The sequence below is a fragment of the Longispora fulva genome, assembly GCF_015751905.1.
GTDB classification, from domain to species: domain Bacteria; phylum Actinomycetota; class Actinomycetes; order Mycobacteriales; family Micromonosporaceae; genus Longispora; species Longispora fulva.
This window is the reverse complement of record NZ_JADOUF010000001.1, coordinates 6,821,022-6,833,935: the sequence shown is the minus strand read 5'-3', so window position 1 is coordinate 6,833,935 and position 12,914 is coordinate 6,821,022. Positions and strand designations below refer to the sequence as shown.

Annotated in this window: 10 protein-coding genes; 1 reads left to right on the top strand and 9 read right to left on the bottom strand. The window is 70.7% G+C overall.

Annotated features, from left to right (window positions below; all coding sequences use genetic code 11):
* Nucleotides 1-7 precede the first annotated feature (7 nt).
* The 3 genes from IW245_RS31395 to IW245_RS31385 form a co-directional block, all read right to left on the bottom strand.
* The gene (locus IW245_RS31395) at nucleotides 8-889 is read right to left on the bottom strand and encodes a CDP-alcohol phosphatidyltransferase family protein (protein ID WP_197006734.1); all 882 of its coding nucleotides are present in this window, start codon (nucleotides 887-889) and stop codon (nucleotides 8-10) included.
* A 311-nt stretch (nucleotides 890-1,200) separates the two neighbouring features.
* The gene (locus IW245_RS31390) at nucleotides 1,201-2,118 is read right to left on the bottom strand and encodes an NUDIX domain-containing protein (RefSeq protein ID WP_197006733.1); all 918 of its coding nucleotides are present in this window, start codon (nucleotides 2,116-2,118) and stop codon (nucleotides 1,201-1,203) included.
* Nucleotides 2,115-3,047 carry an NUDIX domain-containing protein gene (locus IW245_RS31385; protein WP_197006732.1) on the bottom strand — a complete coding sequence of 311 codons (933 nt, stop codon included), beginning with the start codon at nucleotides 3,045-3,047 and terminating at the stop codon, nucleotides 2,115-2,117. The genes IW245_RS31390 and IW245_RS31385 overlap by 4 nt, the downstream gene beginning before the upstream one ends.
* Nucleotides 3,048-3,355: 308 nt before the next feature.
* On the opposite strand from IW245_RS31385, the gene IW245_RS31380 reads away from it, so the two are divergent.
* The gene (locus IW245_RS31380) at nucleotides 3,356-4,480 is read left to right on the top strand and encodes a PspC domain-containing protein (RefSeq protein ID WP_197006731.1); all 1,125 of its coding nucleotides are present in this window, start codon (nucleotides 3,356-3,358) and stop codon (nucleotides 4,478-4,480) included.
* A gap of 221 nt (nucleotides 4,481-4,701) precedes the next feature.
* Here IW245_RS31380 and guaA read toward each other — a convergent pair whose 3' ends face one another.
* The 6 genes from guaA to guaB all read right to left on the bottom strand — a co-directional run bounded on the left by guaA (nucleotide 4,702) and on the right by guaB (nucleotide 12,826).
* Nucleotides 4,702-6,240: a glutamine-hydrolyzing GMP synthase gene (gene guaA / locus IW245_RS31375; protein WP_197006730.1), complete on the bottom strand. Its 1,539-nt coding sequence runs from the start codon at nucleotides 6,238-6,240 to the stop codon at nucleotides 4,702-4,704.
* 9 nt (nucleotides 6,241-6,249) lie between these two features.
* The gene (locus IW245_RS41110) at nucleotides 6,250-6,849 is read right to left on the bottom strand and encodes a TetR/AcrR family transcriptional regulator (RefSeq protein WP_197006729.1); all 600 of its coding nucleotides are present in this window, start codon (nucleotides 6,847-6,849) and stop codon (nucleotides 6,250-6,252) included.
* Nucleotides 6,846-8,384: a DHA2 family efflux MFS transporter permease subunit gene (locus IW245_RS31365; RefSeq protein WP_197006728.1), complete on the bottom strand. Its 1,539-nt coding sequence runs from the start codon at nucleotides 8,382-8,384 to the stop codon at nucleotides 6,846-6,848. The genes IW245_RS41110 and IW245_RS31365 overlap by 4 nt, the downstream gene beginning before the upstream one ends.
* An 84-nt stretch (nucleotides 8,385-8,468) precedes the next feature.
* Entirely contained in the window at nucleotides 8,469-10,124 is a 1,656-nt protein-coding gene (locus IW245_RS31360; RefSeq protein ID WP_197006727.1) for a GMC oxidoreductase, read from the bottom strand.
* A gap of 76 nt (nucleotides 10,125-10,200) precedes the next feature.
* Nucleotides 10,201-11,313, bottom strand: coding sequence for a GuaB3 family IMP dehydrogenase-related protein (locus IW245_RS31355; RefSeq protein ID WP_197006726.1), 1,113 nt, complete (start codon nucleotides 11,311-11,313; stop codon nucleotides 10,201-10,203).
* Between the two features lie 10 nt (nucleotides 11,314-11,323).
* Nucleotides 11,324-12,826, bottom strand: coding sequence for an IMP dehydrogenase (gene guaB, locus IW245_RS31350; protein ID WP_231398995.1), 1,503 nt, complete (start codon nucleotides 12,824-12,826; stop codon nucleotides 11,324-11,326).
* Between the last annotated feature and the right edge of the window lie 88 nt (nucleotides 12,827-12,914).

Below are 12,914 nucleotides of genomic sequence, written 5' to 3'. Positions count from 1 at the left end.
GCGTGTTCTACAGCATGGCCGCTTCGCGGTGGCGGAGCCAGATGATCGGACCCGACACGAGGTACGCGCCGATCAGGACCATGAACGTGATCTGGTAGTCGGCGAGCCCGCCGAGCACCGGCACGACCAGGAGCCAGCGCGGCAGGCGCAGCACCCGGGCCAGCTTCGCGTACGGGAACGTGCTGACCATCAGCAGCGCGATGGCGGCGACGGCGACGGCGAGGCCCATGGTCGGCTTCACCAGCAGCACGGACAGCGCGAGGATCGTGGCCGCCATCGTGGTCGGGACGCCGCAGAAGAACCGGCCGTCCTTGGGCGAGACGTTGAACCGGGCCAGCCGGATCGCCGAGCAGACGGCGATCAGGGCGCAGGCCGGGGCCAGCAGCCAGACGGGGGCGACCGGGTGCAGCCAGCTGAACAGGACCACGGGGACCGCGAGCCCGAACGAGGACATGTCGGCCATCGAGTCCATCTGGGCGCCGAACGGGCTGGCGACCCCGAACTTGCGGGCCAGCGCGCCGTCGAGCCCATCGAACGTGACGCAGGCCAGGATGCAGGCCGCGGCCCACGGCACGTGGCCCTGCATGCTCAGGAACACCGCGAACATCCCCCACATGATGCTGGAGATGGTGCAGGCGTTGACCAGGCCGAACTTGATCCGCCGGTCGAGGGTGCGCTCGCCGGGCAGGAGGGGGATCGAGATCGGACCCGCCACGGCCGGACCGCGCGGGGCGATGAACTCGACCTGGCCGCCCAGGCTCGCGAGGTCGTCGGGGACGACGTTGGCGGAGCCGGTGGTGGTCAGCAGGTCTCCGCCGTCGCGACGACGGCGGCCAACCAGGGCCGTACGGACGAGCACGCTACGCGCCAGCGTGCCACTGCGGCGCATCGCGCCGGTCCATCGACGGCCGGCGGGTCGTGGGGTGTCACCACTACGCCGCCAGGGTGCTCTCGGCACTCCAGTCCCTCCAAATGGCCGGGTCGGATATCTCCGCCACCTCGGCGGCCGCCAAGCCAATGCGTTAAACGATGGCATATGGAAGCCACCCTTGGCGACGGCCGTCCGCATAAACTTTCCGTCGATTACGGGCAAAACTACCAAATGGTAATGAAGCGACGCTACTTACAGTGTCGGCATATGGACCCTCCGCGATTGATGTTACTCGCGGTAGTCGATGTTCACGGCCGGTGAGACAGAGATCAACTCAATACTCCCGCACGGGTCAACGCCTCCAAAGCGGGCCTGTTCAGGCGAAGTGTCATCGCCTCCTTCGGAGTGAACCAGCCAGCAGCGGCCGTCGATCCCCCCACCTCGCCGACCACCGGATCCGAGGGGGTGTCAATAATCACCCGGTACGTGACGCGGACCCCATGCCAGTCCATTGCGCGCCCCTCTGGACCCCAAGCAGCAGGATTATGCATATTAGTCACGGAAAGCAACTCCGTGATGCGCCCTGTCTGGCCGGTCTCCTCGCTCAACTCCCGGAGCACGGCCGTCGCCGGGTCCTCACCGAAGTCGGTGCCGCCACCCGGGAGGTGCCAGGTGCCGGCGCCCGGATAGCCGTCCGAGATCAGAGTCAGCAGGAGCCGACCGGCCGGGTCGGTGACGACGCCGTACGCGCTGAAGCGCTGGCCCCTGTCCGGGTGCTGCTCCGCCGGCGGGTCGGCCGGCGGGTTCGGGTGCGCCACCATCGGCTGGCCGGTCACGGCGAGGGCGTCGCGGACCCGGTCGAAGAGGGGCAGCCGCTCGATCTCCGCGTCGGACAGCCACTCCACCCGGTGCGAGGTGCCGTCCGCCTCCGGGGTCAGCTCACCGCCGGTGATCCGGACGTCGTACACGATCTGGTCCTGGTGCCGGAGGACCCCGATGTGCGGCAGGGGGACCACCTCGGAGGAGACCGCGCGCAGACCGGTGATCTCGACGACGAGCCCGGTCTCCTCCAGGAACTCCCGGACCACGGCGTCCGCCGGATCCTCCCCGTGGTCGATGCCGCCCCCGGGCAGGTTCCAGCTTCCGTAGTGCGCCGAACTCGGCGACATCTGGACGAGCAGAACCCGCCCGGAGTCGTCCCTGCACACCCCGTACGCTGCGATCCGACGTTCCTGCCTCAAGGTCATGTACTGACCTTAGCCAGCGCCTCCTCCGTCACCTCCGTCAACGGCAGCCCGGCGAGTTCCGCCCGGGTGAACCACCGTGCCTCGCAGGTGGAGCCGACCGTGTCGTACACCCTGGGGGGCTTCGGGTTGTCGACCACGACCTTGTAGAAGGCCCGCACCCCGTGCCAGTCGATCGGGTACCCCTCGGGGCCGACCTGGGCGGTGTCCCGGTGGCTCGCGACGCCCAGCAGGGCCAGCAGCCGGCCGCGCTGGCCGGTCTCCTCGGACAGCTCCCGCATCAGCGCCGCGTCGGGCTGCTCCCCGAAGTCGATCCCACCGCCGGGCAGGTGCCAGCGCCCGGCGCCCGGGTAGCCGGCCGACACCCGGGTCAGCAGCACCCGGTCGGCCGGATCGGTCGCCACGGCGTAGGCGGCGAACCGCTGGGCGCGCGGCCGACCGTCCGGCCCCGGGACCAGCAGGAACGACGGCAGCTCCGGCGGATCGTCCGGCCGCAGGTCGCCCGTGCCGGGCAGCCCGAGGGCCGTCGCCGTGAACGGGCGCAACGCCAGCTGCTCGGCCTCCCGCAACGACACCCAACGGGCCAGGTCCGTGCTGCCGGCCAGCGCGTCGCGCAGCCCGCCACCGGTGACCTTGACCGTGTAGAGCAGCCGGTCGGTGTGCAGCGCCAGACCCCGGTGCGGGAGGGCGCGCAGGTCGGAGAGCACGTCGCGCAGGTCGGTGACCACCACGGCGAGCCCGGTCTCGTCGACCGTCTCGCGGATCACGGCGGCCTCGGGGTGTTCGCCGTGGTCGACCCCACCGCCCGGCAACGACCACGAACCCGGGTTCGCCGCGGCGGCCGAGGCGCGGACCAGCAGGATGTTGCCGGCGGAGTCGGTACATATGCCGTACGCGGCGATGCGGCGCAGCGGCTCTAGCGCGGGGGTCATGAATCACAAGTGTGACGAGGGTCCGCGCTTCAAGGTCAAGAGTTTGCCGGACATTTGACAACGATTGCCCGGTTCTGTTTGGACGGTGTTCGAGCGGAGGTCGCCAAACCCAAGATCAATACCAATATGGGGTTACGGCGACCCCTGTCCCGGTTTCCAGCGGTCGCCGGAGCTCGACGCCCCGCACGGTCGCCCGGGCCCGGGGTCCCGGGTCCAGTCCTCAGGGTCCCCGGATCAGGGGAGGCTCAGGGGCACGATCAGGGCGGTCACCGATGTCGTCGGGGGCCCGGGTCGGCCACCCTGGACGCATGACTGAGCACACCGCCATCAAGCAGCTCCGCCGCTCCCGCACCGACCGGAAGATCTCGGGCGTCTGCGGCGGTACGGCACGGTACTTCGACTTCGACCCGACCCTCGTCCGGGTTCTCTTCGTCATCTCGATCTTCTTCAGCGGCGGCTGGTCGCTCCTCGCGTACGCCGCGGCGTGGGCGATCATGCCGGAGGAGACGTACCCGGTCTATCCCGGACACCCCGGTGCCCCTGGTTACCCCGGCGCCCCCGGCTATCCGGGCGGCCCCGGCGCTCCGGGCGCGCCCGGCTGGACCCCGGCCGGCGCGACGTGGACCCCGAGCGCCGGCTACCCGGCGGCCGGCGGCTACACCCCGCCCGCCTACGCCACCCAGCCCGCCCCGTTCACCGTGGTCACGCCGCCCGGTGACGCGGCCACCCAGCCCGCCCCGCAGGCCTTCGCCTCCACCGCCCCGCCGGCCCCGGTGATCCCGGAGACGGTGATCGAGGAGCCGTACGAGGAGCCGGCCGACGAGATCCCGGCGGACGCGGCGCCGACCACAACGGACTCCACCGACCAGGAGACCTTGGACGTCCCGGAAACGGCCGACGACGCCGGCCTCACCGACGCCGCGCACCTCCCGGAGCCGGCCGGCGCCGACTCGACGGATACGGCCCACCGGGCTGACGACGTCATCGACCAGGCCGTGGAGCCCACGGAGATCGTCCGGACGAACCCGGGTTCGACGAGGGTGCTGCCGGGTGAGACGACGGTGCTGCCGGCCGACTCGGTGACGAAGGTCCTCCCGACGGACTCCGAGACCACGGCCATCCCGGCCACCGACACCACGGTGCTGCCCGCCACGGACAGCGACGCCACCGACCTGTCCGGCACGTCCGACGACACCACGGTGCTGCCCGTCACGGACACTGACACCACGGACCTGTCCAGCAACACCACGCTTCTGCCCACCACGGACGCTGACACCACGGACCTGTCCGGCACGTCCGACGACACCACGGTGCTGCCCGGCGACCCGACGGTGCCGGCCGGCGCCTCGGACGACACGACCGTGCTGCCCGCGAAGAAGGCGAAGAAGGGCGACGGCGGGACGGAGACCCTGCCGGCCGACGCGGAGAAGTAACACCACGCACGCTGATCGCCGCTCCGGACGTCCGGGGCGGCGATCGCCGTGTGGCATTCCGGCCGACGCTGCCGGAGCAGGTGTCACCGTAATCTTCCGATGAAGTTGATCTTGGTTTTGGGGGCGCAGAGATGCGGGACCCGCCACGGCGTCCATGCAAGCGTGGCGGGTCCCGCAGAACTCTCAGTTTACTCCCGATTTCACCAGGTGAACCCGGTGAGCTACTCCCACTCGATGGTGCCCGGGGGCTTGCTCGTCACGTCGAGCGTGACCCGGTTGATCTCCGCGACCTCGTTGGTGATCCGGGTCGAGATCTTCGCGATCAGGTCGTAGGGCAGCCGGGACCAGTCGGCGGTCATGGCGTCCTCGGACGAGACCGGGCGCAGGACGACCGGGTGGCCGTAGGTGCGGCCGTCGCCCTGGACGCCGACCGAGCGGACGTCTGCGAGCAGCACGACTGGGAACTGCCAGACGTCGCGGTCGAGGCCGGAGGCGGTCAGCTCCTCGCGGGCGATCAGGTCCGCCTGGCGGAGGATGTCGATCCGCTCGCGGTCGACGGCGCCGATGATCCGGATCGCGAGGCCCGGGCCCGGGAACGGGTGCCGCCAGATCATCTCCGGCGGCAGGCCGAGCTCCAGCCCGATGGTGCGGACCTCGTCCTTGAACAGGGTGCGCAGCGGCTCGACCAGGGCGAACTTGATGTCGTCCGGCAGGCCGCCGACGTTGTGGTGCGACTTGATGTTCGCGGTACCGGTGCCACCGCCCGACTCGACCACGTCCGGGTACAGCGTGCCCTGCACCAGGAACTCGACGCCCTCGGCCGCGAGGTCCCGGGCCGCGGCCTCGAAGCACCGGATGAACTCCCGGCCGATGATCTTGCGCTTCTCCTCGGGGTCGGTGACCCCGGCCAGCGCGCCCAGGAACTGCTCCTGCGCGTTGAAGACCCGCAGCTTGATCCCGGTCGCGGCCACGTAGTCGTTCTCGACCTGCTCGGCCTCGCCGGCCCGCAGCAGGCCGTGGTCGACGAACACGCAGGTCAGCTGGTCGCCCACGGCCTTGTGCACGAGGGCCGCGGCCACCGCTGAGTCCACCCCGCCGGACAGCGCGCAGAGCACCTGCTTGTCGCCGACCTGGGCGCGGATCGCCGCGACCTGCTCCTCGATGACGTTCGCCGAGGTCCAGTCGGGGGCGAGGCCCGCGATGTCGTACAGGAAGTGCTCCAGGACCGTCTGGCCGTGCGCGGAGTGCTTGACCTCCGGGTGGTACTGCACCCCGGCGAACCGGCGCGACACGTCCTCGAAGGCGGCCACGGGGGCGCCCTCGGAGGTGGCGGTGACCGTGAACCCGGCGGGGGCCTCGGACACGCTGTCGCCGTGGCTCATCCAGACGGACAGGTCGGTCGGCAGGTCGGCGAGCAGGACACCGGGGGTCACCACGGACACCGGGGTGCCGCCGAACTCCCGGAGGCCGGTACGGGCCACGGTGCCGCCGAGCGCGCGGGCCATCGCCTGGAAGCCGTAGCAGATGCCGAAGACCGGCACGCCGGCCTCGAACAGGGCATCCTCGACCTGCGGAGCGCCGGGCTCATACACGGAGGAGGGCCCACCGGACAGGATGATCGCGGCCGGGTTCTTCGCGAGCATCTCGGCCACGGGCATCGAGGACGGGACGATCTCGGAGTACACCCGGGCCTCGCGGACCCGGCGGGCGATCAACTGGGCGTACTGCGCCCCAAAATCAACTACGAGGACGGGCTGCATGTCAAGAGCCTAGTCATCCCCGTCGGAGGGCCGGGCGGCGATCCCCCGGACTGTGAGCTCGACCAGCTGGTCGATCTCCGCCGGGCCGGGCATCGGCTGGTGCGCCAGGGCCCGGTTGACCGTGACCCCGTTGAACAGCTCCATGACCAGCTTGGGGTCGACCCCGGGCCGGACCTGGCCCCGGGCCACCGCCTTGTCGAGCAGGGCCCGGGCCATGGCGATCCTGGTCTCCATGCCGGCGACGAGCAGGGCGGCGACCTTCGGGTTCCGGGCGGCCTCCATGGCCACGGTCCGGATCCAGCCGGCGCCCTGCTCGGTGGAGAACATGTCGATCGCCGAGGTGTAGACGGTGCGCAGGTCCTCGGTGACGTCCCCGGTGTCCGGGAGCGGGACCCGGTAGTCGATCAGGGACTCGAACGCCTCCAGGACCAGCTCGTCCTTGCTGGCCCAGCGCCGGTAGAGGGTGGCCTTGGCGACGCCGGCCCGTTTGGCGACCTCGTCGACCGTGGTGCCCTCGAAACCGACCTCGAAGAGGAGTTCGGCGGCGGCGCGGCGGACCCGCTCGGCCACCTCGGGGTCGCGGGGGCGTCCCCGGCGCGCGTCCTTCACTTAGCCTCCACGAGCTCCGGTTCCTCCGCGACGGCCGCGTGCGCGGGCAGCCAGACCGCCGCCACGACCGCCCCGACGACGCACAGCGCCACCGAGACCCACGCCACCACGTGCAGCCCGTTGACGAACGCGTCGAAGGCCGTGCCGGTCAGGGGCCCGCCCGCCTGCGGGGGCAGGCCGGCCGCGACGTGCATCGCGCCCTGCACATTGTCCTTCGCCGCGTCCCGGGCCTGCGCGGGCAGGCCTGCGACGGCGTCGACCATCCTATGCCGGTACACGGAGTTGATGATCGAGCCGAGGACCGCGACGCCCAGCGCGCCGCCGATCTGGCGGACGGCGTCGTTGACGGCCGAGCCGACCCCGGCCTTCTCGACCGGCAGGGAACCCATCACGGCCTCGGTGGCCGGGGCCATCGCGAAGGACATTCCGAAGCCCATGATCAGGACGCTGGTGAGTACCCGGCCGTAGCCCGAGTGGACCTCGGTGCCGGCGATCACGACGAAGGAGGCGGCCAGCAGGACCAGCCCGAACACGACCGGGACCTTCTCGCCGATCCGCTGGGCGATGCCCATCGCGAGCGGGGCGCCGAAGACGAGCCCCGCGGCGATGGGCATGATCCGCAGGCCGGCTTCGAGGGCGTCGTACCCCATGACGGTCTGCAGGTAGATCGACAGGAAGAACGCGGAGCCCATCAGGACGAAGAAGACCAGGGTGACGGCGATGGCGGGTACGGAGAACCGCCGGTTGGCGAAGAACCGCATGTCGAGCATGGGGTTGCGGTGCCGCAGTTCCCAGCCGGCGAAGGCCAGCAGGGTCACGGCGGCCACCCCGAAGCCGACGACGACCTTGGTGGCTCCCCAGCCGGCGCCCGGGGCCTCGATGATCGCCCAGACCAGGGCGACGAGGCCGACGACGCTGAGCAGCCCGCCGACCAGGTCGAGCTTCGGCGCGCCGGCGTCACGGGATTCCGGGACGATGAACAGCGTGCCGGCCAGGCCTGCGACCACCACGAACACGTTGATGTAGAACACGCTGGACCAGCTGAAATGGTCGAGCAGGTAGCCGCCGAGCGCCGGCCCTGCGGCGATCCCGATCCCGGAGACGCCGGCCCAGATCCCGATCGCGGACTTGCGTTCCCTCTGGTCGGTGAACGAGTTCGTGAGGATCGACAGGGTGCTCGGCATGATCAGGGCCGCGCCGACGCCCATCACGGCGCGGGCGGCGATCAGCTGGGTGGGGGTCTCGCAGAGGGCGGCCCAGAGCGAGGAGCCGCCGAAGATCAGGAGGCCGATCAGCAGCGCCTTCCGCCGGCCGTACTTGTCCCCCCACGCGCCGGCCAGCAGCAGCAGCCCGGCGAAGGCCAGGGTGTAGGAGTCGACGATCCACTGGAGCTGGCCGGCCGTGGCGTCGAGTTCGCGCTGGAGGGTCGCGAGCGCGACGTTCAGGACGGTGTTGTCCAGGCCGATGATCAGGAGGGAGACGCACAGGACGCCGAGGGTGGCCCAGCGTCGGCGGTGGATGACGGCGGAGTCCATGGCAGCCTCTTTCCGATACCGATGAGTCCAGTAAATAGAAACTAGACCCGCCGGTATCGGAAAGCATCTCCCCAGTGGCTCAGATCACGGGCGGACCGTCAGCCGCAGCGCCGCCGGGGCCCGCTCGGGGACCACGGGGCTGTCCGGGGCGACCGGGTTCACCTGCTCGTACGCACCGCCCAGGGCCGGCCGGGGATCGGGCGAGCCGAGGTTCGGCCAGAAGGACAGCGCCCGCTCCGCCTGCGCCGTGATGGTCAGCGACGGGTTCACGCCCAGGTTCGCGCTCACGGCCGCGCCGTCGACGACGTGCAGGCCGGGGTAGCCGTACACCCGGTGGTAGGGGTCGATCACCCCGGTCGCCGGCGAGTCGCCGATCGCGCAGCCGCCGAGGATGTGCGCGGTCAGTGGGATGTTGAACAGGTCGTTCCAGGTGCCACCGGCCACGCCACCCATCTTCTCCGCGAGCCGGCGGACCGCCTCGTTGCCGGCCGGGATCCACGACGGGTTCGGCTCGCCGTGACCCTGGCGGGAGGTGAGCTTGCGCCGGCCGTACCAGGTGCGCTTCAGGCTCACGGTCAGCGAGTTGTCCCGGGTCTGCATGACGAGCGCGATGATCGTCCGCTCGGACCACTTGCGGATCGACAGCGCGCGCAGCGTCCTGGGCTCGCGGATCAGGGTGCCGAGCCCGACCATCCACCGCGGCCACCGCGAGCCGCCGTCGGTGAGCACGGTCTGCAGCAGGCCCATCGCGTTGGAGCCCTTGCCGTAGCGCACCGGCTCGATGTGGGTGTCGGCATCCGGGTGGAACGAGCTGGTGATCGCCACCCCGTCGGTGTAGTCGGCGTCCTTGGCGAAGGACCGCGCGCCGATGATGGACTCCGAGTTCGTCCTCGTCAGGTAGCCGAGCCGGTCGGACAGCCTCGGCAGCTCCCGCGCCTTGAACGTGTGCAGCAGCCGCTGCGTCCCCAGCGCGCCGGCCGCGAAGATGACCTGGTCGGCGGTGAAGACCCTCTTCCGGTACCCGCCGGTGCGGCGCGTCCGCACCTCGTAGCCCCGTTCGTGCGGCCGGACCGAGGTGACCGTCGTCAGCGGGTGCACGACGGCGCCGGCCTGCTCCGCGAGGTAGAGGTAGTTCTTGACCAGGGTGTTCTTCGCGTTGTACCGGCAGCCCGTCATGCACGCCCCGCACTCCCGACACGGGTCGCGGTCCGGCCCGGCCCCGCCGAAGAAGGGGTCGACGCCGGGCTCGCCGAAGTACACGCCGACCGGGGTCTGGTGGAACGTGTCCCCGACCCCCATGTCGTCGGCCACCGCCTTGATCATGAGGTCGGCGCTGGTCATCCGCTCGTACGTGACGACGCCCAGCATCCGCTTGGCCTGGTCGTAGTACGGGGCGAGTTCGGCCTTCCAGTCGGTGATGTGCGCCCACTGCCGGTCGGCGAAGAAGGCCGGCAGGGGCTCGTACAGGGTGTTCGCGTAGACGAGACTGCCGCCGCCGACGCCCGCGCCGGACAGGATCAGCGCGTCGCGGAGCAGGTTGATCCGCTGGATGCCGAAGAACCGCACCTTGGGGGCCCAGAGGAAGCTGCGCAGTCGCCAGGAGGTCTTGGGGAACTCATCGTCGGCGAACCGCCGGCCCGCCTCCAGCACGGCGACGCGGTAGCCCTTCTCGACGAGCCGGAGCGCGGAGACGCTGCCCCCGAACCCGGAGCCGATCACGATGACATCGAAGTCCGCCATGCCGGGGATGCTACTCGCGGGTAGCTTCCGACGGAAGAGGCCCGACCGGCGTGCCGGTCGGGCCTTCCGCGGTGGATCAGATGTCGAGGCTCAGGTCGACCTTCTGGAACTCCTTCAGGTCGCGGTAGCCGCACTTGGCCATCGCGCGCTTCAGGCCACCGAACAGGTTCAGCGCCCCACTCGGGTCGTCCGACGGGCCGTACAGCAGCTCCTCCAGGGTGCCCAGCGGCTCGTCCCCTGGCACGTACATGCCCCGGGCCAGCTTCGGATGGCTCGCAGACGAGTGCCACCACGCCCCGCCGGCCGGGGACTCGGCGGCGTGCGCGAGCGGCTGGCCGAGCATCACGGCGTCCGCGCCGCAGGCCAGCGCGCGGGCGATGTCGCCGGACGTGCCGATGTCGCCGTCGGCGATCAGGTGCACGTACCGCCCGCCGGTCTCGTCCAGGTAGTCGCGCCGGGCGGCGGCGGCGTCCGCGATCGCCGAGGCCATCGGGACCCGGATGCCGAGCACCTGGTCAGTGGTCGAGAAGTCGTCCGCGCCGATCCCGATGATCACGCCGGCCGCGCCGGTGCGCATCAGGTGCAGGGCGGTCTGGTAGTTCGTGCAGCCGCCGACGATCACCGGCAGGTCGAGGTCCGCGATGAACTCCTTGAGGTTCAGCGGCTCGTCCGTGGTGGACACGTGCTCGGCGGAGACCAGGGTGCCCTGGATGACCAGCAGGTCCACGCCCGCGTCGAGGATGACCGGCGCGAGGGCGAGGGTGTGCTGCGGGGAGACCCGGACGGCGACCGTGCCGCCGCCGAGGCGCATCTCGCGCACCCGCTCGGCGATCAGCTCCGGCTTGATCGGCTCGGCGTAGATCTCCTGCAGCCGGGCCGTCGCGGGCTGGTCGAGGTCGGCCAGCTCGGCGAGGAGCTTGGACGGGTCCTCGTACCGGCACCACAGGCCCTCGGCGTTCAGCACGCCCAGCCCGCCGAGCCGGCCGAGGGCGACCGCAGAGGCGGGGCTCATCGTGGCGTCGGTGGGGTGGGCCACACAGGGGATCTCGAACCGGTAGGCGTCGAGCTGCCAGGCCGTGGAGACGTCGTCGACATCCCGGGTTCGGCGGCTCGGCACGATCGCGACGTCCGACAGGTGATATCCCCGCCGGGCGACCTTGCCCAGCCCGATCTCGACGACGTCTCGCACGGCGCGCTCCTTAACGGGAGTGGTAGTTGGGTGCCTCGACGGTCATCTGGATGTCGTGCGGGTGGCTCTCCTTGAGGCCAGCCGACGTGATCCGGATGAGCTTGCCCCGCCGCTGTAGCTCACTGATGCTATCGGCACCGCAGTAGAACAGCGCCTGCCCCAGGCCACCCACCAACTGGTGGGCGACGGCGGACAGCGGGCCACGGTACGGAACCTGGCCCTCGATGCCCTCCGGGACCAGCTTGTCCTCGGAGACGTCCTGCTGGAAGTACCGGTCCTTGGAGAAGGAGCGCCGGTCGCCGCGGGACTGCATCGCGCCCAGGGAACCCATGCCCCGGTACGACTTGAACTGCTTGCCGTTGATGAAGATCAGCTCGCCCGGGGACTCCTCGCAGCCCGCCAGCAGCGAACCGAGCATCACGGTGTCCGCGCCCGCGACGATGGCCTTGGCGATGTCTCCCGAATACTGCATCCCGCCGTCGCCGATCACCGGCACGCCGAGCGGGCGGCACGCGCGGGCCGCCTCCATGATGGCCGTGACCTGGGGGGCGCCGACGCCGGCGACGACCCGGGTCGTACAGATCGAGCCGGGGCCGACCCCGACCTTGACCGCGTCCGCGCCGGCCTCGGCCAGGGCGAGCGCCCCGGCGTACGTAGCGACGTTGCCGGCCACGATGTCGACCGATGTCTCCTTCTTCATGAGCTTGACCAGGTCCATCACCGCCCGGCTGTGCCCGTGCGCCGTGTCGATCATGATCACGTCGACGCCGGCGTCGATCAGTGCCCGGGCCCGCTTGTAGCCGTCCTCGCCGACCCCGACGGCGGCGGCGACCCGCAGCCGACCCGCGTCGTCCTTCGTCGCGTTCGGGAACTGCTCGCTCTTCGTGAAGTCCTTGACCGTGATCAGCCCGCGCAGCGCGCCCGCACCGTCGACCAGGGGGAGCTTCTCGATCTTGTGCTGCCGCAGCAAGGCGAGCGCGTCGTCCTTCGACACCCCGACCGGGGCCGTGACCAGGGGCATCTTCGTCATGATCTCGGCGACCGGGGTCGCGCCGTCGGTGACGAAGCGCATGTCGCGGTTGGTCACGATGCCGACCAGCGTGCCCTGGGCGTCGGTCACCGGGACACCGGAGATCCGGAACTTCGCGCACAGCGCGTCGACGTCGCGGAGGGTGTCGTTCGGCGAACAGGTCACCGGGTTCGTGATCATGCCGGACTCGGACCGCTTCACCAGGTCGACCTGGGTCGCCTGGTCCTCGACGGAGAGATTGCGGTGCAGCACGCCGATGCCGCCGTTGCGGGCCATCGCGATGGCCATCCGGGCCTCGGTCACCGTGTCCATGGCACTGGAGACCAACGGGATCTCCAGCGTGATGTTCTTGGTGAGCCGGGTCGTGGTCCGCGTGGACCCCGGTTCGATGTCGGCTTCGGCGGGCAGGAGAAGCACGTCGTCGAAGGTCAGACCCAGTGGCAGGGTGTTCATGGCGGTGTCCGATTCCAGATGCTGCGGCATACGCAATCCTACCCAGCGGGAAACACGTGCCCACCGCGCACCCTCTGTGATCTGGGCTGCGCTTCGGCCGCGGCGCGCCGGGTGATGT